We start from the raw sequence: 21,682 nt of genomic DNA, 5'->3' as shown, positions 1-21,682 counted from the left end.
CGGCCCGGTGCGGTGCAGCGCACCGGGCGCTCGCGGGCGCGCCGCTACGCTGCGCGAAAGCCCCGCTCACCCTTGACGGCCCACCAAACCCCGAAACGCCCGGCCACAAGCCGGGCGTTTTTTGCATGGAACATAAGTGACGACATGCCCCGTCTGTCCGCGCCGGACAGGTCACCACCGCTACAATGTGCGAACGCGAAAGTGGCGGAATTGGTAGACGCCCTGGATTTAGGTTCCAGTGCCGCAAGGCGTGCGGGTTCGAGTCCCGCCTTTCGCACCAACTGTGGCCACGCCGGTCGCAGGAAGCTATCCTCGGCGCATCCCGGCAGCCGCCGGCTCCTAGGAGGATGACCTCATGCGCAGCGGCAATCCCGCACTGAAAGACGACACCTTCCTCGACCTCGGCAGCGGCAGGCTTGTGCAGGGCGACGCCGGTGCGATGACGCTCAATGGCGCGGTGAACAAAACCGCGATCCTGCTGGTGCTGTCGCTTGCCGGCGCGATGTTCACCTGGGCGCAATTTTCCGCGGCGATGGCCGCTGGCAACCCGGGCGCGGTGATGCCCTACGTCTGGGGCGGCGCGATCGGCGGCTTCGTGGTTGCGCTGGTCACGATCTTCAAAAAGGAATGGTCGCCGTTCACCGCACCGGCCTACGCGGTGCTGGAAGGCCTGTTCCTCGGCGCGGTGTCGGCGATGTTCGAACTGCGTTTCCCCGGCATCGTGATGCAGGCCGTGGGCCTGACCTTCGGCACGCTGGCGGCGCTGCTCCTCGCCTATCGCAGCGGCCTGGTCAAGGCCACCGAAAACTTCAAACTGGGCGTGGTGGCGGCCACTGGCGGCATTGCCCTGCTCTACCTCGTCCAGATCGGATTGAGCCTGTTCGGCTTCAAGGGCATGAGCTTCATCCACGACAGCAGCCTGCTGGGCATCGCTTTCTCCGGCTTCGTCGTGGTCATCGCCGCGCTGAACCTGGTGCTGGACTTCGACTTCATCGAACAGGGCGTGGAACAGGGCGCGCCGAAGTACATGGAGTGGTACGCCGCGTTCGGCCTGCTGGTGACGCTGGTGTGGCTGTACCTGGAGCTGCTGCGCCTGCTGTCGAAGCTGCAATCGCGCAACTGACGGGCCACCGGCCCAGCAACGGAAAAGGGCGCCTTGCGGCGCCCTTTTTCATTCGCAGTCTGCTTCGATCAGAGGCGGCTGGCGATGGCCTTGGCAAAAGACATCGTGTTGCCGTTGCCGCCCAAGTCCGGGGTCAGCGAATCCTTGGCTTCCAGCGTCGCCACGATGGCATCGCGCAGGCGGTTGGCCTGGTCCGGCTTGCCGAGGTGATCCAGCATCTGCGCCGCGCCCAGCAGCAGCGCGCACGGATTGGCGATGCCCTGGCCGGCGATGTCCGGCGCCGAGCCATGCACGGCCTCGAAGATCGCCGCGTCGGCGCCGATGTTGGCGCCCGGGGCAAGGCCCAGGCCGCCGACCAGGCCGGCGCACAGGTCGGAGATGATGTCGCCGAACAGGTTGGTGGTGACGATGATGTCGAACTGCTCCGGCTTCATCACCAGCTGCATGCAGGTGTTGTCCACGATCATCTCGTTGCACTCGATGTCCGGATACTGCGCTGCCACTTCGCGCGCAGTCTTGAGGAACAACCCCGAGGTGGACTTCAGGATGTTGGCTTTATGCACCACTGTGACCTTCCTGCGGCCGGTCTTGCGGGCCAGATCGAAGGCGTAGCGGACGATGCGCTCGGAACCCTTGCGGGTCACCTTCTGGGTCAGCACCGCGGTCTCGCCGTCCTCGGACACGCTCTGGCCCTCACCGATGTAGGCACCCTCGGTGTTCTCGCGGACCGTGATCAGGTCGACCTGGCCGTTGAAGCGGGTCTTGGTGTTGGGGAAGCTGCGCGCCGGGCGCACGTTGGCGTACAGGTCGAAGCGCTTGCGCAGCTCGACGTTGATCGAGGAGAACCCGCCGCCGACCGGCGTGGTCAGCGGGGACTTGAGGGCGATCCGATTGCGGCGGATCGAGTCCATGGTCGCTTCGGGCAGCAGGTCGCCGTGCTTCTCCAGCGCGACCATGCCTGCGTCCGCGAACTCGTAGGCCAGCCCCAGCTGCATCGCGTCCAGCACGTGCAGGGTGGCGTCCATGATTTCCGGGCCGATGCCGTCGCCGCGGATGACCGTGATCGTTGTCATTTTCCAGTTTCCAGACAGGCCACCGCCACGCTGGGCAGCGTGGCGGCGAGGGGGGATGCACAGCCCATCATTATGGCAGATGCCATCCGCCGGCGTATGCCGGCGGGCATTCAACCGTGGTCGTGGGTGGACGGCGCGGCGGCCTCGCCCTGCTCCAAGCGGTCCAGGAAATCCACCGCGCGACGCAGATGCGGAATGACGATGGAGCCGCCCACCACCAGCCCGACCGAGAACGCCTCGAACATCTCCTCGCGGGTCACACCGGCTTCCAGGCATTGCGCCACGTGATAACTGATGCAATCGTCGCAGCGCAGCACCATCGAGGCCGTCAGGCCCATCAGCTCCTTGGTCTTCACGTCCAGCGCGCCGGCCTGGTAGGTCTGGGTGTCCAGCGCGAAGAACCGCCGCACCACCTGGTTGGGTTCGTCCAAGATGCGCTTGTTCATCCGCTGGCGGAATTCGGTGAACTGCTTCACCCGGTCTTCTGCATCGCTCATCAGGTCATATCCTTCAGGAAATCACGGAGCCGCATGCCCCGTCGGGCGGGCGGCGGTATCGATCAGCCCGCCAGCAGCGGGTCGAGCTTGCCGGCGCGGTGCAGCGCCATCATGTCGTCGTAGCCGCCCACGTGGACGTCGCCGATGAAGATCTGCGGCACGCTGGTGCGCCCGGTGCGTGCCACCATCTTCTCGCGCTCGGCCGGGTCGGTGTCGATGCGGATCTCGGTCCAGGCCTGGCCCTTGCTCTTGAGAAAGTTCTTGGCCATCACGCAGTAGGGGCAGACGGCGGTGCTGTAGATGGTGATGGTGGGGGAAGCAGGATCGCTCACGGTGGTCTCCTGAACCGGAAGGCGGGATTCTGGTCGAATATGCGGCCAAGCGGGGATTTTCCCATCCGCTCAAGCCGCATTCACCCCCACTTGCCGACAACACTGCATCCTGCACGCATGAACCGCCCTCTGCCGATCGTCGTTCTCCTCGCCGCCCTGGCCACTGTGGCGGGGGCTGCCAGCGCCCAGAACCGCAACCTGCCCGACATCGGCTCCTCGGCCGGCACCGTCCTGTCACCGGCCAAGCAGGCCGAATACGGAGCGATGGTGCTGGCCCAGCTGCGTCATGCCGGCTACGTGGTGGACGACCCGCTGCTGGACGGCTGGCTGGACGAGGTCGGCCAACGCCTGGCCGGGGCCAGTGATCGACCGCAGCAGGCGTTCACCTTCTTCCTTCTGCGTGACCGCCAGATCAACGCCTTCGCCACCCTTGGCGGCTACGTGGGAGTCAACGCCGGCCTGGTGCTGGCGGCGGAGCGCGAGGACGAGGTGGCCGGCGTGCTGGCCCACGAAATCTCCCACGTCACCCAGCAGCACGTGCTGCGCGGCGCCGAGAAGGCCCAGCGCGAGAGCCTGCCGATCCTGCTGGCGACGCTGGGGGCGATCGTCGCCGCCCAGCAGGCCGGTGGCAATTCCAGCGGGGATGCCACCTCGGCCGCGCTGATGACCGGCCTGGGCGTGCTGCAGCAGCGCCAGATCAACTACACCCGCGACAACGAGGCCGAAGCGGACCGGATCGGCATCCGCACACTGGCGCGCGCCGGCTACGACCCGGAGGCAATGGCGGATTTCTTCCAGACCCTGCAATCGGTGGTGCGGATGAACCAGGGCGACGAGCGCGGCGCGGTGCCCGGCTACCTGCAGACCCACCCGCTGACGCTGGCCCGTATCAGCGAAGCGCGCGAACGCGCCGCCAAACTGGAGCCGGCGCTGGGCGGCACAGCCTCCCCCGGCCCGACCAGCAACCCCCTGCTGCCCCCGGGCCTGCGCATCGGCCCTGGCGCCTCCGGCCGCCAGGGCCCGGATGGCACCGGGGACTTCGCCCTCGCGCGTGAGCGCCTGCGCGTGCTCAGCGCCACCACCCCGGCACTGGCGATTCGCGAATACCAGCAGATGCAGGCCAAGCAGCCATTGGATGAGGCCCGCCGCTACGGGTTGGCTTTTGCCTACCAGCTGGCCGGGCAAAACGCACAGGCACTGGCGCTGCTGGCCCAGCTGGCGCAGACGCGGCCGAACGACCTGTGGATCCAGATTGCACTGGGCGAGGCCGAGGCGCACAGCGGCCGTACGGCGGAGGCCGACCAGCGCTTCGATGCGCTGCTGGCGCGAATGCCCACCCATCGCGCGCTGGCATTGAGCTATGCCCGCCTGCTGGGCGAACGCAATACCCGCGCAGCCGGTGTCCGGGCGGTGGCGGTGCTGCGGCCGCTGTTGGGCAGGCGCGGCGACGACCTGCCTTTCCAGCAGGCCTACGCCCGCGCCAACGAGATCGCCGGCGACCCGGTGCGCGCTGGCGAGGCCTGGGCCGAGGCGGCCTATCTGGCCGGGCGCCCGGAACAGGCGCTGGTCCAGCTGAACAACCTGAAGCGGCGCGATGATCTGGACTACTACGCCCGGGCCCGCATCGACGCGCGCATCGCCGCCATCACCCCGGCGGTGCTGGAGCTGCGCCGGCAGGGGGTGCGCGACGAAGAAGTGAGCGGCGGACGCCTGGGGATGCGGCTGCGCGGCGGCCCGTGACACGGTCACGAAACTGTCACCCAACCGTCGTGTAATGATCCAGCGCCCCTTCCACGGCGCGATCATCGGACGCCATGCAAAAGCACATCCTGATCGTCGAAGACGAGCCCGCGATCCGCGACATGCTGGCCTACGCCCTGCGCAAGGGCGATTATGCGCCGCTGCTGGCAGCGGACGCGCGCGAAGCGCAGGAGCGCATCGCCGAACGCGTACCCGACCTGATTCTGCTGGACTGGATGCTGCCCGGCACCAGCGGCCTGGAGCTGGCCCGGCGCTGGCGCCGCGAAACGCTGACCCGCGACATCCCGATCATCATGCTGACCGCCCGCGGCGAGGAAAACGACCGCGTCGGCGGGCTTGAAGCCGGCGTCGACGACTACGTGGTCAAGCCGTTCTCCGCGCGCGAGCTGCTGGCGCGCATCCGCGCGGTGCTGCGGCGTTCGCGCGAGGACGACGACGACGGCAGCGTGCAGGTCGGCGCGCTGCGCATCGACGGCGCCGCCCATCGCGTGTTCGCGGACGTGGACGGCACCGCCCACCCGATCCAGATGGGCCCCACCGAATACCGCCTGCTGCATTTCTTCATGACCCACGCCGAGCGCGTGTACACCCGCACCCAGCTGCTGGACCACGTCTGGGGCGGCAGCGTGTACGTGGAGGAGCGCACCGTGGACGTCCACATCCGGCGCTTGCGCAAGACGCTGGAGCCGCATGGGCTGGATGCGATGGTGCAGACGGTGCGCGGCGCCGGCTATCGTTTCTCCACCGCCACCTGAGCCCGGCGTGGGGCCGCGCCGGCCGCGCGCAGGGCGCCCGCCCCCGATGGCGGCAACCCCACTAGACTGGCCCCATGCTCCCGACGTTCCACACCGCCTGGTTCCGCACCCTTGCCAAGCTTGCGCTGGTGCTTGTCGCAGGCCTTGGCTTGGGGCTGGTGCTGGGGAAGCCGTGGCCGGGCCTGGCCCTTGCCGCGCTGGCGGTGGTGGGCTGGCACTACTGGCGCCTGCACCGCGTCCTGCAGCGGCTGGCCGCACGCCAGCGGCTGGAGCCAGCCGGCGGCAGCGGCGCCTGGAACGAACTGGACGCCCTGCTGTTCCGCGGCCAGTCCGAGATGCGTGCGCGCAAGCGCCGCCTGCTGGCGATGCTGCGCGCCTACCGCGCGGTGGCGGCCGCCCTGCCCGACGCGGTGGTGCTGGTGGAGCGCAACAGCCAGCGCGTGCTCTGGTTCAACGAAGCCGCCACGCCGCTGCTGGGCCTGCGCTACCCGCGCCACCACGGCGCGCCGGTGGCCGATGCGCTGCAGCCGCTGCCGATGGCGCAGTGGCTGGCCGCCGGCCGCAACGCCGAGCCGATGGAGGACGTGGCCTCGCCGGCCGACCCCGGCATGCGCCTGAGCCTGCGCTTGCTGCCCTATTCGGATGAGCTGTGGCTGCTGCTGGCGCGCGACGTCAGCAAGCTGCTGCGGCTGGAACATATGCGCCGCGATTTCGTTGCCAACGTCTCGCATGAACTGCGCACGCCGCTGACGGTCATCCACGGCTATCTGGAGATGCTGGACGCGGACGACAACCCGGAATGGTCGACGCTGCTGGCGGAAATGCGCCGGCAGTCGCAGCGCATGGCCCGGCTGGTGGAGGATCTGCTGACCCTGTCCCGGCTGGAAGCACGCGACCAGCTGCCCGAAGAGCAGGTGGCGATGGCACCGCTGCTGGCCAGCCTGCGCCGCGAGGCCGAGGCGCTGAGCGGCGGCCGCCACCGCATCCAAGTCGAGGACGATGCGCAGGTGGACCTGCGCGGTGCGGGCAAGGAACTGCACAGCGCATTCGGCAATCTGGTCAGCAATGCGGTGCGCTACACCCCGGACGGCGGCCAGATCAGCTTGCGCTTCGCGCGCACGGCCGACGGCGGCGCCGTGCTGTCGGTGCGCGACACCGGCTACGGCATCCCCGCCGCGCACCTGCCGCGCCTGACCGAACGCTTCTACCGCGTCTCCACCAGCCGCTCGCGCGAGACGGGCGGCACCGGCCTGGGCCTGGCCATCGTCAAGCACGTGCTGGGCCTGCACGGTGCGCAGCTGCAGATCACCAGCGACGTCGGCACGGGCAGCACCTTCTCCTGCCACTTCGGCGCCGAACGCGTGCTCGACCGCGGCCTCGACGCCCCCCTTCCGGTTCCGCCATGACCCACGACCACGCCATCCGTTCGCTCCACGATCCCGCCCTGTATACCAACCGCGAGTTGTCCCAGCTGGACTTCAACTTCCGGGTGCTGGCGCAGGCGCAGGACCCTTCGGTCCCCCTGCTGGAGCGCCTGCGCTACCTGTGCATTTCCTGCACGAACCTCGACGAGTTCTTCGAGATCCGCGGCGGCGCGGTGCGCCACGCGGTAGAACTCAACCTGCCGGCTGGCGTGGACGGTCTGGCGCCGGCGGTGCTGCTGGAACGCATCCACGAACGCGCCGCCGCGCTGGTGGATGCGCAATACCGCTGCTTCTACGAGGAGCTCCGGCCGGCACTGGCGAAGGAAGGCATCCGCCTGCTGCAGCGCGAACAATGGACGCCGGAACAGACCGATTGGCTGCGCGAGTACTTCCGCAACGAAATCATGCCCGTGCTCTCGCCGCTGGGATTGGACCCGGCGCACCCGTTCCCGAGAATCCTCAACAAGTCACTCAACGTGGTGGTGCTGCTGGAGGGCCGCGATGCCTTTGGCCGCGAAGGCTCGCTGGCGGTGGTGCGCGCGCCGCGCTCGCTGCCGCGGATCATCCGCCTGCCTGACGGCGACGGCGATGGCGATGCCCTGCACGACTTCGTGTTCCTGAGCACGGTGCTGTCGGCGTTCGTGCACGAGCTGTTCCCGGGAATGAAGGTCAACGGCGCCTACCAGTTCCGGGTGACCCGCAACTCGGAGCTGATCGTCGACGAAGACGACATGGACAACCTGGCGCTGGCCCTGCGCGATGAACTGCTGGGCCGCGGCTATCTGCGCGCGGTGCGGCTGGAGATCGACGAGCGCTGCCCGCAGGCGGTGGTGGACACCCTGCTGGCCAACTTCGACCTGTCGGAAAGCGCGGTCTACAAGATCAACGGCCCGGTCAATCTCAACCGGGTGGTGCAGGTCTACGACATGGTGCAGCGGCCGGACCTGAAGTTCCGCCCGTTCCAGCCGCGCCTGCCGCGCGAGATGGACGCGATGTTCGACGCCATTCGCCAGGGTGACCTGCTGCTGCACCACCCCTACGACGCGTTCACCCCGGTGCTGGAACTGATCCGCCAGGCCGCCGAGGACCCGGACGTGCTGGCGATCAAGCAGACGCTGTACCGCACCGGCAAGGACTCACCCATCGTCGAACACCTGATCCAGGCCGCACGCAACGGCAAGGACGTGACCGTGGTGGTGGAGCTGCGCGCACGCTTCGACGAGGAGGCCAACCTGCGCCTGGCCGACCGCCTGCAGGATGCCGGCGTGCAGGTGGTGTACGGCGTGGTGGGCTACAAGACCCACGCCAAGATGCTGCTGATCGTGCGCCGCGAAGGCGGCGGCCTGCGCCGCTATGTGCACCTGGGCACCGGCAATTACCACAACGGCACCGCGCGGGCCTACACCGACTTCGGGCTGATGACCGCCCACCCGGAAATCGGCAACGACGTGCACCTGATCTTCCAGCAGCTGTCGGGCCTGGCCGCGCCATTGACCCTGGCGCGGCTGTTGCAGTCACCGTTCACCCTGCACCAGGGCGTGCTGGACCGCATCGCCCGCGAGACCGCGCATGCCCAAGCCGGCCGGCCGGGCCGGATCGTGGCCAAGATGAATGCACTCAATGAACCCGGCGTAGTGCGCGCGCTCTATGAAGCATCGCGTGCCGGCGTGGAGATCGACCTGATCGTGCGCGGCAGCTGCGCGCTGCGGCCCGGCATCCCCGGCGTATCCGACAACATCCGCGTGCGCTCGATGGTGGGCCGCTTCCTGGAGCACCACCGCGTGTGGTGGTTCGGCAACGACGGCCAGCCCGACCTGTTCTGCTCCTCGGCCGACTGGCTGGAGCGCAACCTGCTGCGCCGGGTGGAAACCGCGTTCCCGATCCTCGATCCGGCCATTGCCGCGCGCGTCCATCGCGAAGGCCTGCTGTACTACCTGGCGGACAACCAGAACGCCTGGCAGCTGCGTCCGGACGGCCACTACGAGCGCTGCGTGCCGGCGCCGGGTGAAGCGCCATTTTCGGCGCAGCAGGCCTTGCTGGAGGCGCTTGACGCATGAGCAGGTGATAATGCCGGGCATGCACCGTCACTGCCATCGCATCGCATGAGCTCGCTTCCCGCCCGCACCTCCGCCCCGCTGCGGGACGGCGACCTGGTGGCAGCGGTCGATCTTGGTTCCAACAGCTTCCACATCGTGGTGGCGCAGCGGGTGCTGGGCCAACTGCGGGTGGTGGATCGCCTGCGGGAAACCGTACGTCTGGCCGAAGGCCTGAACGCGCTGGGCGGACTGGCGCCCGAGGTGCGCGAGCGCGCACTGGCCTGCCTGTCTCGCTTCGGCCAGCGCATTGCCGGCATCCCGCCGCGGCAGGTGCGCACGGTGGCCACCCACACCGTGCGCCAGCTGCGCGCACCGGAGACGTTCCTTGCCCCGGCCGAGGCGGCGCTGGGGCACGCCATCGATGTGATCTCCGGCCGCGAGGAAGCGCGCCTGGTGTATCTGGGCGTGGCCCACGAGCAGCCACCCGAACCCGGCCAACAGCGGCTGGTGATCGATATCGGGGGCGGCTCCACCGAATGCATCATCGGGCGCGGGTTCTCGCCGCTGGAACGCGAGAGCATCCAGGTTGGCTGCGTGGCCAGCACGCGCCGTTTCTTCGAGGGCGGCAAGCTGGGCCGCAAGCGTTGGAACGCAGCGCTGACCGAGGTGGCAGCGCAATTCCAGCAGTTTGCCGCCCCTTATCGCAGCCTGGGTTGGGATGAGGCCATCGGCACCTCCGGTACCCACAAGGCGATCAGCAACATCTGCGCCGCCATGAAGCTGACCAAGGGCGCGATCACCCGCGACGCGCTGGCGCAGGTGCGCGAGCGCCTGCTGCAGGCGGGCCGGATCGAGGCCATCGACCTGCCCGGCCTGTCCGACGACCGCCGGCCGGTGATCGCCGGCGGCGTGCTGGTGCTGGAAGCCGTGTTCGCGACGCTGGGATTGGAGCGCCTGCAGGTCAGCAAGGCCGCGCTGCGCGAAGGCGTGCTCTACGACCTGCTGGGCCGTGGCGGCGCCGATGACCCGCGCGAAGCCTCGGTAGCAGCGATGATGCAGCGCTATGGCGTGGATGCCGACCAGGCCGCACGCGTGGAAGCCACCGCGCTGCGCCTGTTCGACCAGGTGGCGCGCAACTGGCGCCTGACCAGCGACGACCGCGCCATGCTGGCCCGCGCCGCCCGCCTGCACGAACTGGGCCTGGCCATCGCGCACAGTGGCTACCACACCCATGGCGCCTACGTGTTGCAAAATTCGGACATCGCCGGCTTCTCGCAGCAGGGCCAGCGCTTCCTCGCCGCGCTGGTGCGCACCCATCGGCGCAGCGTGCCGAAGTCGGCATTCGAGATGATCCCCGACCGGATGCTGTCGAACGCGCGCCGCAGCGCCGCCCTGCTGCGGCTGGCGGTGCTGCTGCACCGCTCGCGCGGCAACGAGGTGCCGCCAGGCCTGCGCCTGCAGGCCGACGACGACCGGCTGGTATTGCGCATCGACAAGCGCTGGCTGCACGGCCGCCCGCTGCTGCGCGCCGACCTTGAGGCCGAGCCCGAGGACATGCTGGGGCTGGGCATCCAGCTGAAGCTGGCCATCGACTGAGGCGGCGCGCAGCAGCGCACAGCCCGGCAACCCATCGCCCGGAACGTAGAAGGGCCGGCTTGCGCCGGCCCTTCCTCCATCGCGCGGACCGGACGCGCCCCCGCTTACTTGCCTTCCACGAACGGCTTGCGCGGCAACCTGGCCGGGCGCATGGCGGCGTTGTAGACGAACGAGGCGACGATGGCGGAGGCCTGCTTCAGGTCGGCCGCCACCGCGTGATCCTGCACGTCCAGGTGGGTGTGGTGGACGTGGCTGAAGTAATCCAGCTGGTCCTGCACGAACTGGAAGCCCGGGATGCCCACGGCGTCGAAGCTGACGTGGTCGGTGCTGCCGGTGTTGCGCTGGGTGACGATGGTGGCGCCCACGTCATGCCACGGCTTCAGCCACTCCTCGAAGATCGGGGCCACGGCGAGGTTTTCCTGGGCATAGATGCCGCGGATCCTGCCGCTGCCGTTGTCGAGGTTGAAGTAGGCGGAGATCTTTCCGTGGTCTGCGGTGCGGATCAGCTTGCCCTTGCTCTGGCGGAAGAACGCCGGCAGCGCGCGCTCGGCCGGGTCCTTGGGCTCCTCGAACTTGCCGAAGTGCTTGCCCACGTAGTCCTGCGAGCCGATCAGGCCCTGCTCCTCGCCGGTCCACAGCGCCACCCGGATGGTGCGATTGGGCTTGGCGCCAACCGCCTTCAGGATGCGCATGGCCTCCATCATCACCGCCACGCCAGCGCCGTTGTCGTTGGCACCCGAACCGGTATGCCAGGAGTCCATGTGCGCGCCCAGCATCACCACCTCGTCCTTCTGCGGGCCGGTGCCGGGGATCTCGGCGATGGTGTTGTAGCCCGGCTGGTTGGCGTCGTCGAGGAAGCGCGCGTCCACGTTGAGGCGCAGCTTCACCGGCTCCTTGCGCTCCAGCGCGCGCATCACGGTGTTGTAGTGCTCGGCCATCATCACCAGCGCCGGCACGCCGACCGACTCGCCGGCCTTGCGCGAACCGCCGCCCATGACGCGCACGATGCCATCGTTCCAGCTGCTGATGGAGACGGTGGCGACCACGCCCTCGTCGATCAGGAACTGGTTGAGCAGCGGCGCCAGCTCCATGCGGGCGCGGTAGCGCGCCATCATCGCCGGGTCCGTGTTGCGCTCCTCCGGCAGCGGGTAGGACAGCAGTTCTTCCAGGCTGTCGTGGTCGTGGCGGCTGAAGTCGGACTTCTCGTTCGGCTTGTACGGGCGCAGGTCGTCGGTGAAGACGATCTTGCCCTTCAGCTTGCCCTTCCACTTCTCCAGGTCGGCCTTGGATTCGATCTTGGCGAAGACCGCCTCGCCTTCCACCGCGCCGTTGGTGCCCGGCGTCCACGCCTTGGGCAGCGCATGCAGCGGCATCGCGCGCGGGGCCAGCATCTCCATGCTGGCATCGGTGAACGCCCAGCCGCGGCCGATGTCGGCCACCGCTTCGTCGTGCACGTTGGCCAGGCCCCACTCGCTGAACTTGGAACGGGTCCACTGGTTGGCCTGCGCCATCGCCGGCGAGTTGGTCAGGCGCGGGCCGATCACGTCGGTCAGGTGGTTCAGCGTGTCCATCACCTGCGAACGCTGGAAAGCCTCCTGGCGGATCCGGGCGGTCATGTCCAGATCCACTTTTTCCTGCGCGTAGGCGCCCTGCGCGCCCGATAACCCCACCACCAGCAAGGCGGTGGCCATTCCCCATCGCATCATCTCGTTCCCCATCGATTGCGGCAAAGAAGCAGTTTAGCCAGCCCGGCGGCAGTGGCACCCGGGCCGTTGGTCACCCCTGTGCCTTGCCCTCGCGGGCCAGCGCAACGACCAAAGCCCACCTCTGCGGAAAGCAATCCATTCCGCGACAATGTGCACATGAACTACCGCCACGCCTTCCACGCCGGCAACCACGCGGACGTGCTCAAGCATGTCGTGCTGCTGGCGCTGTGCGACGCCCTGACCGCCAAGCCCTCGCCCTGCTTCGCGCTGGACACCCACGCCGGGCGTGGCCTGTACAAGCTGGACGGCGAGGCGGCCTCGAAAACCGGCGAAGCGCAGGACGGCATCGCCCGCCTGCAGGCCGAAGCCCCGCGCGACCCTGCCGTGCAGCGCTACCTGGCGGCGGTGCGCGCCTGCAGGGCCCAGCACGGCGCGCAGGCCTATCCCGGCTCGCCATGGCTGCTGGCGCACGCGCTGCGCGAACAGGACCGGATCGCCGTCTGCGAACTGCATCCCGAGGAAGCCCACGTGCTGCGCGGCCATTTCGCCGACGAAGTGCGCATGGCGGCGCACGCCCGCGACGGCTACGCCGCGATCAAGGCGCTGCTGCCGCCCAAGCACGGGGCGACGAAGTTCGGGCGCGGGCTGGTGCTGATCGATCCACCCTTCGAAGCGCAGCTGGGCGAGTTCGACATCGCGCTGGCAGCAATGAAGGATGGCCTGGCGCGCTGGCCGCAGGCCATCTTCGCGCTCTGGTACCCGATCAAGCAGGGCCGCGCGCTGCACCCGTTCCGGCGCGCCGCCGCCAAGCTGCCGGCCAAGTCCGCGCTGCTGCTGGAGCTGCTGGTGCGGCCGGACGACTCACCGCTGCGGATGAACGGCAGCGGCATGCTGATCCTCAATGCGCCGTGGCAATTCGACGCCGCGATGCGGCCCACGCTGGAGGCGCTGCGCCGCGCGTTGGGCGAGCCCGGCGCCAGCGCGCGGGTGGAGTGGCTGCGCGCACCCGCCTGAGCCGCCCGGCCACTGGCCGGCATGCGAGACTTTCGCCCCTCTCCTTCGCGGACCCATCCATGGCTTCCAGCTTCTTCGCCCTCTTCGACGACATCGCCAGCCTGCTGGACGACATCGCCGCCATGACCAAGGTGGCCAGCGGCAAGACCGCGGGCGTGCTGGGCGACGACCTGGCCCTCAACGCGCAGCAGGTCACCGGCATCCGCGCCGAGCGCGAGCTGCCGGTGGTGTGGGCGGTGGCCAAGGGTTCGCTGGTGAACAAAGCGATCCTGATGCCGGCGGCACTGGGGATCGTCGGGCTGGAAAGCCTGCTGGCCGCGCGCGGGCTGCGGGTGCCGCTGATCCAACCGCTGCTGATGCTGGGCGGCGCCTACCTCTGCTACGAAGGCGTGGAGAAGCTGGCCCACAGGTTCCTGCACAAACGCGAAGACGCGCAGCACCACGACGCGCTGGTGCATGCGCTGGCCGATGCCTCGGTGGATCTTGTGGCGTTCGAGCGCGACAAGATCCGCGGCGCGATCCGCACCGACTTCATCCTCTCCGCCGAGATCATCGTCATCGCCCTTGGAACGGTGGCGGCGAAGCCGCTGCCGGTGCAGCTGGGCGTGCTGGTGGCAGTGGCGCTAAGCATCACGCTGGGCGTGTACGGCCTGGTGGGTGCCATCGTGAAACTGGACGACATCGGCCTGTATCTGGCCCGGCCCGGCGCCAGCCGCGGGCGCGCCGCACTGGGCCGCGGCATCGTGGCCTTTGCCCCGCGCCTGTTGAAGACATTGTCGGTGGCGGGGACCGCGGCGATGTTCCTGGTCGGCGGCGGCATCCTGGTGCATGGCATCGGCCCGCTGCACCATGCGCTGCAGGGCCTGGCGGCGGTACCACCCGGCTGGCTGTGGAGCGCGCTGGCCAACGCCGCCTTCGGCGTGGTGGCGGGCGCCGTCGTGCTCTCCGCGGTGACCCTGCTGGCCCGCCTGCGCGGCCCGCGTGCCCCGGCCGGCGACTGAGCCACCGTTCAGACACGCGCCGTTCATTTTTTTAACACCCCTCACGCGATGATGCCGCCATGGCCCGCCGCAACCGCATGCCTCCCTGGCACGAACATGTCCGCCTCGCCAACGGGCGCGACATCCTGATCCGCCCGATCCGGCCGGAGGATGCCGGCCCGATGCAGGCGGCGTTCACCCTGCTGGAGCCGGACGAGATCCGGCAGCGCTTCCTGCACCCCATGAAGGAGCTCAGCGCGCAGCAGGCCGAACAGCTGACCCGGCCGGACCCGCGCCGGAACTTCGCCCTGGTGGCGGCCGAACCGCTGCCCCCCGGCGAAGCGCTGGTGGGCGCCGTGGCGCGCATCTCCCTCGATGCCAACGGCAAGGACGCGGAGTTCGCCATCCTGGTCAGCCACTACGTCAACGGCATGGGCCTGGGCCGCCACCTGATGCGCCGGCTGGTGCGCTGGGCGAAGGGCCGCAAGGTGCAGCGCATCTACGGCGACGTGCTGGAGAGCAACCTGCCGATGCAGGCGTTGGCGGCCTCGCTGGGGTTCCGCCGCGAGCCTACCCCCGAAACGGGGCTGGTGCGGATGGTGCTGGACCTGCCGCCCCCCAAGCCCAAACTGCCGCCGTCCCCACCGCTGGCCGCCGGTGCCTGAGGCTGCCCACGACGACCCCGTCCTGCCGGGCCGGTAGAATCCGCAGGACAACTCCCTCCTCTCAACGCGCTGGCGCACTGCGTCCGGCGCGGGCGTGTTTTCCCCCATGACCGAACCGCTTTTCCCCCGCGTCCCCCTGCCGCGCGCCGGCCAGTCCCGCGCCTGGTGGCGCGCACCCGGCAGCGGCACCGCGCTGGCCATCGCCGCGCTGGCCGCGGCGCACCAGCACGACGGCCCGCTGCTGCTGGTGGCGCGCGACAACCACGCCGCGCACCAGCTGGAAGCCGACCTGCGCACGCTGGCGGGCAACGACCCGGCGCTGCCGGTGCTGGGCTTCCCGGACTGGGAAACCCTGCCCTACGACCGCTTCAGCCCGCACCCGGACATCGTCAGCCAGCGTCTGGCCACGCTGGCGCGCCTGCCCACGCTCACCCGCGGCGTGGTGGTGATTCCGGCCGCAACCCTGATGCAGCGGCTGGCGCCACGCAGCCACGTGCTGGGCAACCGCTTCAGCGTGCGCACCGGCCAGCGGCTGGACCTGGACGCCGAGAAGCGCCGGCTGGAATCGGCCGGCTACCGCAACGTGCCGCAGGTGTTCGACCCCGGTGATTTCGCCGTGCGCGGCGGCCTGCTGGACGTGTACCCGATGGGCGCGGAGGCACCGTTCCGGGTGGAACTGCTGGACGACGAGATCGACAGCATCCGCGCCTTCGACCCGGAATCGCAGCGCTCGCTGGAGCGCATCGCCGCCATCGAGCTGCTGCCCGGCCGCGAGGTGCCGATGGACGCGGCGCACGTGCAGCAGGCGCTGGACGCGCTGCGCGAACGCTTCGACATCGATACCCGGCGCAGCGCGCTGGTGCAGGACCTGAAGGCGGGGTTGGCCCCGGCCGGCATCGAGTACTACCTGCCGCTGTTCTTCGAGGCGCGCGACGGCGACGCCAGCACCGAGACACTGTTCGACTACCTGTCCGACGCCACCCTGCCACTGCTCTGCGACGGCGCGCTGGACGCCGCCGAGCAGGCGTGGACCCAGGTGGGGCAGCGCTACGAGCAACTGCGCCACGACATCGAACGGCCGCTGCTGCCACCGGACGCGCTGTGGCTGCCGCCCGACGCGCTGCGCGAGCGGCTGAACCGCAGCGCGCGCATCGAAGTCTGCGGCGATGCGCATCCGCGCCACGGCGAGGCGCACGTGCTGCCGGTACAGCCGGCCCCGGCGCTGCCGGTGGCGGCGAAGGAGCAGCCCGCAGGGCAGGCCCTGCGCGACTTTCTGGCGCACTATCCGGGCCGCGTACTGGTGGCCGCGGATTCGCCGGGCCGGCGCGAGGCGCTGCTGGAAGTGCTGCAGGCGGCGACACTCACACCGGCAGTGCTGGACGGCTGGCCCGCGTTCGCCGGCGGCAACGCGCGGTTCGGCATCGCAGTGGCACCGTTCGACGACGGCTTTGCGCTCGATGACCCGACGCTGTGCGTCCTGACCGAACGCCAGCTGTTCCCGGAACGCGCCGCCCAGCCGCGCCGCCGCAAGCGGGCCGGACGCGAGCCGGAAGCGATCATCCGCGACCTCGGCGAGCTGACCCTGGGCGCGCCGATCGTCCATGAAGACCACGGCGTGGGCCGCTACCGCGGGCTGGTGGCGATGGACGTGGGCGGCATGCCCGGCGAGTTCCTGGACATCGAATACGCCAAGGGCGACCGCCTGTATGTGCCGGTGGCGCAGCTGGACCGCATCAGCCGCTACTCCGGCGCCAACCCCGACACCGCGCCGCTGCACAACCTGGGCGGCGAGCAGTGGACGAAGGCGAAAAAGAAGGCAGCGGAGAAAGTCCGCGACGTGGCCGCCGAACTGCTGGAGATCCAAGCCAAGCGGCAGGCGCGACAGGGGCTGGCGATCCAGATCGACCGCGCGATGTACGAACCCTTTGCCGCCAGCTTCCCGTTCGAGGAAACCCCGGACCAGCTGGCCGCCATCGAAGCCGTGCTGCGCGACCTGCAATCCAGCCTGCCGATGGACCGCGTGGTCTGCGGCGACGTCGGCTTCGGCAAGACCGAGGTGGCGGTGCGCGCCGCGTTTGCCACCGCCAGCGCCGGCAAGCAGGTGGCGGTGCTGGTGCCCACCACGCTGCTGGCCGAGCAGCACTACCGCAACTTCCGCGACCGCTTCGCCGACTGGCCGCTGCGGGTGGAGGTGCTGTCGCGCTTCAAGTCGAAGAAGGAGATCGAGGCGGAGCTGGGCAAGCTGGCCGAAGGCAAGCTGGATGTGATCGTGGGCACCCACCGCCTGCTGCAGCCGGACGTGAAGTTCGCCGACCTGGGCCTGGTGATCGTGGACGAGGAGCAGCGCTTCGGCGTGCGCCAGAAAGAGGCGCTGAAGAAGCTGCGCGCCAACGTGCACCTGCTGACGCTGACCGCCACGCCGATCCCGCGCACGCTGAACATGGCGATGAGCGGCCTGCGCGATCTGTCCATCATCGCCACCCCGCCGGCCAACCGGCTGGCGGTGCAGACCTTCGTGCACGCCTGGGACGAGGCGCTGCTGCGCGAGGCGTTCCAGCGCGAGCTGGCGCGCGGCGGCCAGGTGTACTTCCTGCATAACGACGTGGAGAGCATCGGCCGCATGCAGGAGACGCTGCAGGCACTGGTGCCGGATGCGCGCATCGGCATCGCCCACGGACAGATGCCGGAACGCGAGCTGGAACGGGTGATGCTGGACTTCCACAAGCAGCGCTTCAACGTGCTGCTGTCCACCACCATCATCGAATCCGGCATCGACATCCCCAACGCCAACACCATCGTCATCCACCGCGCCGACAAGTTCGGCCTGGCCCAGCTGCACCAGCTGCGTGGCCGCGTGGGCCGCAGCCACCACCGCGCCTACGCCTACCTGCTGATCCCCGACCGCCGCAGCATCACCGAGGATGCCCGCAAGCGGCTGGACGCGATCAGCTCGATGGACGAGCTGGGCGCCGGCTTCACCCTGGCCACCCACGACCTGGAGATCCGCGGCGCCGGCGAGCTGCTGGGCGAGGACCAGAGCGGGCAGATGGCGGAGGTGGGCTTCAGCCTCTACACCGAGCTGCTGGAGCGCGCGGTGCGCAGCATCAAGCAGGGCAAGCTGCCGGATGTGGACGACGTGGACCGCCACGGCGCCGACGTGGACCTGCACGTGCCGGCGCTGATCCCCGACGACTACCTGCCCGACCCGCACACCCGCCTGACCCTGTACAAGCGCATCAGCGCCGCCCGCGACAGCGATGCGCTGCGCGAGCTGCAGGTGGAGATGATCGACCGGTTCGGCCTGCTGCCGGACCCGGCCAAGCACCTGTTCGCCACCGCCGAGCTGAAGCTGGACGCCACCGCGCTGGGCATCCGCAAGCTGGATCTGGGCGAAGCCGGTGGGCGGATCCAGTTCGTGGAAAAACCGCAGGTGGACCCGATGGCGGTGATCCGGCTGATCCAGGGCCAACCCAAGCACTACCGCATGGACGGCCCGGACAAGCTGCGCATCACGTTGCCGCTGCCGGACGCCGCCACCCGCTTCCAGGCCGCGCGTGGCCTGCTGGCGGCGCTGCGGCCGGGATGAGAAGAACCGGGGCACGCGGAGTGGGATATCACGATGCCGCCGGCGCTGGCCGAGGCGTGTCGTCGCCACTGGCCAGCGGGCCCCGCCCCCGCTCTTTCCCTATGATGGGCGGCATGCGCCGCCTGCACCGCGTCCTCCTTGTCCTGTCCACCGCCCTGCTGGCCGGCTGCGCCACGCGTCCAGGCGGCGCCGCGCCGGTGGTGGCGACGGTGATCGTGGTCCGCCACGCCGAGAAAGTGGACAACAGCCGCGACGCCGAGCTGAGCGCCGCTGGCCGCACGCGCGCGCAGGCGCTGGCCGCGCGACTGGACGGCGTGCCCCTGGCCGCGATCTACGCCACCGCGTTCCAGCGTACCGGGCAGACGGTGGGCCCGACCGCGGTCGCGCAACGCGTGGCCATCACGCCCTACGGTGCCAGCCAACCCGCAGGCGAGGTTGCCGCCCTGCTGCGCGCCGACCATCCGCGCGGCACGGTGCTGGTGGCCGGGCACAGCAATACCGTGCCGGCCCTCGTCGCCGCGCTGTGCGCCTGCACCGCTGCGCCGATGGCCGATACCGAATACGACCGCCTGAGCATCATCACGTTCGACGCCAACGGCCGTGCCCAGCTGGACGTGCAGCGCTACGGCGCGCCCTCGGCCACGCCATGAGCGACGCGCTGCCCGACTGGACCGGCGACACCGCGCCGCTGCGCGCCCTGCAACAGACGCTGGCGCAGCAGGTGGTGCTGCGCGACGCCTTCGCCAAGCCGCTGCGGACGGTAGCCGGCTTTGACGTGGGCTTCGAGGACGGCGGCGCCACCACCCGCGCCGCCGCGGTGCTGCTGGACGCCGACACGCTGGCGGTGCTGGACCGTCAGGTGGCGCGCCTGCCCACCCGCATGCCCTACGTGCCCGGCCTGCTGAGCTTCCGCGAACTGCCGGCCCTGCTGGCGGCGCTGGCGCAACTGCCACAGGCGCCGGACCTGGCCTTGATCGACGGCCACGGCATCGCCCACCCGCGGCGGCTGGGCATTGCCGCGCATTTCGGCGTGGCCACGGGCCTGCCCAGTATCGGCGTGGGCAAGCAGGTGCTGGTGGGCGAGACGCGCATGGCCCTGCACGCGATGCGCGGCGCGTTCACCCCGCTGCGCGACGGCACCACGCAGATCGGCTGGCTGCTGCGCAGCAAACCCGGCTGCCTGCCGCTGGTGGTGTCGCCCGGCCACCGCGTGGCGCTGGCTTCCGCGCCGGAGCTGGTGATGCGCTTCACCACCACCTACCGCCTGCCCGAGCCCACCCGCCTGGCCGACCGGCTGGCCTCGCGCCGCGACCACCCGCGCAGCGCCGACTGACTGCCACCGCGCTCCGCACGCCCGCTCACAGGCGAAGTGGTATACCGGCGGCAGACGATTGGATTGGAGGCCGTGATGGCGCGTTTCACCCCCCTGCTTGCCCTTGCCCTGCTGACTGCCTGCGCGGGCGCCACCCCCGGCACCCGCGCAACCCCTGACCGCCCCGCCATCGAGGACTCCGGCATGCCCGCTTCACCGCCGTCCGCCCCGCAAACCGTGACCCTGGACGTCGGCGCCCGCGCCACACTGGCTGACGGCAGCCAGCTGACCTACCTGCGCCTGGTCAACGACTCGCGCTGCCCGCCCGACGTGCAGTGCGTCTGGGCCGGCGACGCCGAGATCCAGGTGCGCTGGCAGGCGGCCGGCGGCCGCGCGCAGGATGCCGCGCTGCACACCAGCCCGCTGCAGGGCCGGCAGACCGCGGTCACGTTCGGCCCGCATCGCGTGGCGCTGGACGCGCTGGAGCGCGGCATCGCCCCGAAGGCCACGCTACGCATCACGCCCGCAGGCGACTGAGCCCCAGCCGTCCAGCGGACTGCGCACCCCGCGCCCGCCGCGGTTCAGCACGTGGGTGTAGATCTGCGTGGTCGCCACGTCCTTGTGCCCCAGCAGCTCCTGGATGGTGCGGATGTCGTAGCCCGCCTCCAGCAGGTGGGTGGCGAAGGAATGGCGCAGGGCGTGCGCGCTGAGCAGCTTGTCGATGCCGGCCTGAGCCCGCGCGCGCTTCAACGCCCGCGCCAGCACCGCATCGTCCACGTGATGGCGATGGACGCCGCCGCCGCGCGGATCGACCGCCCGCCGATCCGCCGGGAACACGAACTGCCAGCCGAACTCCCGCCCGGCATCGGGATACTTGCGCGACAGCGCATCGGGCAGCGGCGTCTCGCCAAAGCCCTCGGCCAGATCCAACGCATGCAGCACCCGCGCACGCGCGATCTCGCGGCGCAACGGCTCTTCCAGCGTCCGCGGCAATACCGTGCGACGGTCCTTGCCGCCCTTGCCGTTGCGGACCAGGATTTCGCCGCGGGCGAAATCCACGTCCTTCACCCGCAGCCGCAGGCACTCCATCAGGCGCATTCCCGTCCCGTAAAGCAGGCTGGCCATCAGCCAGGTGCGGCCCTCCATCATCGACAGCAGCTTGCGCACCTCCTCCACCGATAACACCGTCGGCAAGCGCCGGGGCCGCTTGGCCCGCACCACCGAATCCATCCAAGGCAATTCGATGCGCAACACCTCGCGATACAGGAACAGCAGCGCCGACAGCGCCTGGTTCTGCGTGCTGGCTGCCACGTGGCGCTCCACCGCCAACCGGCTGAGGAACGCCTCCACCTCCGGCCCGCCCAACGTCCGCGGGTGCCGGCGACCGTTTGCCAGAATGAATTGCCGAATCCACCCAAGATACGCTTGCTCCGTGCGCAAGCTGTAGTGTTTTGCACGGATCTTTCTGCGAACCTCCTCCATCAGGCCGCCTTTTCGTGCCTGACCGCATGCCGCTGCTACACCCCGATTTTCCGCCTGTCGCTCCATTACGCCCCCGCCCGTGAAGTCCATCCCACGAGCTTCAGCGCCCGCCCCATGATCGAACAGAGGACAAGCTACTGAATTTCCGTAGGAATTCGCCTTGACCAGTGGCTGCCCGGCGCGCACTATCCTGCTTATGCCCCGCTTATGGGGTCTACTAGGTGTTAGCAGCGCTTGTGAGGAAATTGGATGCGGACAAATTACGTACTCATCGACTATGAAAATGTGCAGCCTTCTGCACTCTCCGTCCTTGAGAAAGAACACTTCAAGGTCGTTGTCT

18 protein-coding genes and 1 tRNA gene are annotated in these 21,682 nt (G+C 69.6%); 14 read left to right on the top strand and 5 right to left on the bottom strand.

The features are described from left to right. Nucleotides 1–195 precede the first annotated feature (195 nt). Both ACK4SG_RS12895 and ACK4SG_RS12890 read left to right on the top strand, forming a co-directional pair. Nucleotides 196–280 (top strand) — tRNA-Leu (locus ACK4SG_RS12895). 75 nt (nt 281–355) lie between these two features. Further along, nucleotides 356–1,123 (top strand): Bax inhibitor-1/YccA family protein, encoded by a 768-nt coding sequence (locus ACK4SG_RS12890; protein WP_409602356.1) that lies wholly within the window; start codon nt 356–358, stop codon nt 1,121–1,123. Nucleotides 1,124–1,191: 68 nt separating this feature from the next. Here ACK4SG_RS12890 and ACK4SG_RS12885 read toward each other — a convergent pair whose 3' ends face one another. The 3 genes from ACK4SG_RS12885 to grxC form a co-directional block, all read right to left on the bottom strand. Then, a complete protein-coding gene (locus ACK4SG_RS12885; RefSeq protein ID WP_409602354.1) occupies nt 1,192–2,196 on the bottom strand; it encodes an isocitrate dehydrogenase in 1,005 nt (334 codons plus the stop codon). A gap of 110 nt (nt 2,197–2,306) precedes the next feature. Beyond that, nucleotides 2,307–2,693 (bottom strand): carboxymuconolactone decarboxylase family protein, encoded by a 387-nt coding sequence (locus tag ACK4SG_RS12880; RefSeq protein ID WP_409602352.1) that lies wholly within the window; start codon nt 2,691–2,693, stop codon nt 2,307–2,309. A 62-nt stretch (nt 2,694–2,755) separates the two neighbouring features. Then, entirely contained in the window at nt 2,756–3,064 is a 309-nt protein-coding gene (gene grxC, locus ACK4SG_RS12875; RefSeq protein ID WP_409602360.1) for a glutaredoxin 3, read from the bottom strand. A gap of 78 nt (nt 3,065–3,142) precedes the next feature. Between grxC and ACK4SG_RS12870 the strand changes: the two genes are divergently transcribed. The 5 genes from ACK4SG_RS12870 (at nt 3,143) to ppx (ending at nt 10,597) form a co-directional block, all read left to right on the top strand. Further along, on the top strand, nt 3,143–4,765 hold the full coding sequence (locus ACK4SG_RS12870; RefSeq protein ID WP_409602350.1) for a M48 family metalloprotease: 1,623 nt from the start codon (nt 3,143–3,145) through the stop codon (nt 4,763–4,765). Nucleotides 4,766–4,839: 74 nt separating this feature from the next. Next, complete coding sequence (gene phoB / locus ACK4SG_RS12865) at nt 4,840–5,541, top strand: phosphate regulon transcriptional regulator PhoB (RefSeq protein WP_409602348.1); 702 nt, start codon at nt 4,840–4,842, stop codon at nt 5,539–5,541. A gap of 74 nt (nt 5,542–5,615) precedes the next feature. Then, nucleotides 5,616–6,947, top strand: a complete 1,332-nt coding sequence (gene phoR / locus ACK4SG_RS12860; RefSeq protein ID WP_409602346.1) for a phosphate regulon sensor histidine kinase PhoR — start codon at nt 5,616–5,618, stop codon at nt 6,945–6,947. Beyond that, on the top strand, nt 6,944–9,022 hold the full coding sequence (ppk1, locus tag ACK4SG_RS12855) for a polyphosphate kinase 1 (protein ID WP_409602344.1): 2,079 nt from the start codon (nt 6,944–6,946) through the stop codon (nt 9,020–9,022). The genes phoR and ppk1 overlap by 4 nt, the downstream gene beginning before the upstream one ends. Nucleotides 9,023–9,067: 45 nt before the next feature. Further along, nucleotides 9,068–10,597, top strand: coding sequence for an exopolyphosphatase (gene ppx, locus ACK4SG_RS12850; protein WP_409602342.1), 1,530 nt, complete (start codon nt 9,068–9,070; stop codon nt 10,595–10,597). Nucleotides 10,598–10,701: 104 nt separating this feature from the next. Here the strand turns inward: ppx and ACK4SG_RS12845 are convergent, their stop codons facing one another. Next, on the bottom strand, nt 10,702–12,303 hold the full coding sequence (locus ACK4SG_RS12845) for a M20/M25/M40 family metallo-hydrolase (RefSeq protein ID WP_409602340.1): 1,602 nt from the start codon (nt 12,301–12,303) through the stop codon (nt 10,702–10,704). 156 nt (nt 12,304–12,459) lie between these two features. Between ACK4SG_RS12845 and ACK4SG_RS12840 the strand changes: the two genes are divergently transcribed. From ACK4SG_RS12840 to ACK4SG_RS12810, 7 genes are all read left to right on the top strand, one after another. Further along, nucleotides 12,460–13,317, top strand: a complete 858-nt coding sequence (locus ACK4SG_RS12840; RefSeq protein ID WP_409602338.1) for a 23S rRNA (adenine(2030)-N(6))-methyltransferase RlmJ — start codon at nt 12,460–12,462, stop codon at nt 13,315–13,317. Nucleotides 13,318–13,376: 59 nt separating this feature from the next. Then, nucleotides 13,377–14,318, top strand: a complete 942-nt coding sequence (locus ACK4SG_RS12835; RefSeq protein WP_409602336.1) for a DUF808 domain-containing protein — start codon at nt 13,377–13,379, stop codon at nt 14,316–14,318. 59 nt (nt 14,319–14,377) lie between these two features. Further along, nucleotides 14,378–14,962: a GNAT family N-acetyltransferase gene (locus ACK4SG_RS12830; RefSeq protein WP_409602334.1), complete on the top strand. Its 585-nt coding sequence runs from the start codon at nt 14,378–14,380 to the stop codon at nt 14,960–14,962. Nucleotides 14,963–15,068: 106 nt separating this feature from the next. Continuing rightward, the gene (mfd, locus tag ACK4SG_RS12825) at nt 15,069–18,548 is read left to right on the top strand and encodes a transcription-repair coupling factor (RefSeq protein WP_409602332.1); all 3,480 of its coding nucleotides are present in this window, start codon (nt 15,069–15,071) and stop codon (nt 18,546–18,548) included. 113 nt (nt 18,549–18,661) lie between these two features. After that, nucleotides 18,662–19,198, top strand: coding sequence for a histidine phosphatase family protein (locus tag ACK4SG_RS12820; protein WP_409602330.1), 537 nt, complete (start codon nt 18,662–18,664; stop codon nt 19,196–19,198). Next, entirely contained in the window at nt 19,195–19,881 is a 687-nt protein-coding gene (nfi, locus tag ACK4SG_RS12815) for a deoxyribonuclease V (protein ID WP_409602328.1), read from the top strand. The genes ACK4SG_RS12820 and nfi overlap by 4 nt, the downstream gene beginning before the upstream one ends. A 75-nt stretch (nt 19,882–19,956) precedes the next feature. After that, nucleotides 19,957–20,397 carry a hypothetical protein gene (locus ACK4SG_RS12810; RefSeq protein WP_409602326.1) on the top strand — a complete coding sequence of 147 codons (441 nt, stop codon included), beginning with the start codon at nt 19,957–19,959 and terminating at the stop codon, nt 20,395–20,397. Here the strand turns inward: ACK4SG_RS12810 and ACK4SG_RS12805 are convergent. Continuing rightward, nucleotides 20,371–21,342 (bottom strand): integron integrase, encoded by a 972-nt coding sequence (locus ACK4SG_RS12805; RefSeq protein ID WP_409602358.1) that lies wholly within the window; start codon nt 21,340–21,342, stop codon nt 20,371–20,373. The genes ACK4SG_RS12810 and ACK4SG_RS12805 overlap by 27 nt on opposite strands. Nucleotides 21,343–21,682 lie beyond the last annotated feature (340 nt).

The sequence above is a fragment of the Thermomonas sp. genome, from assembly GCF_046293095.1.
In the GTDB taxonomy this organism is placed as follows: domain Bacteria; phylum Pseudomonadota; class Gammaproteobacteria; order Xanthomonadales; family Xanthomonadaceae; genus Thermomonas.
The sequence above is the reverse complement of the archived record's forward strand: the minus strand, read 5'-3'. Positions and strand labels throughout refer to the sequence as shown.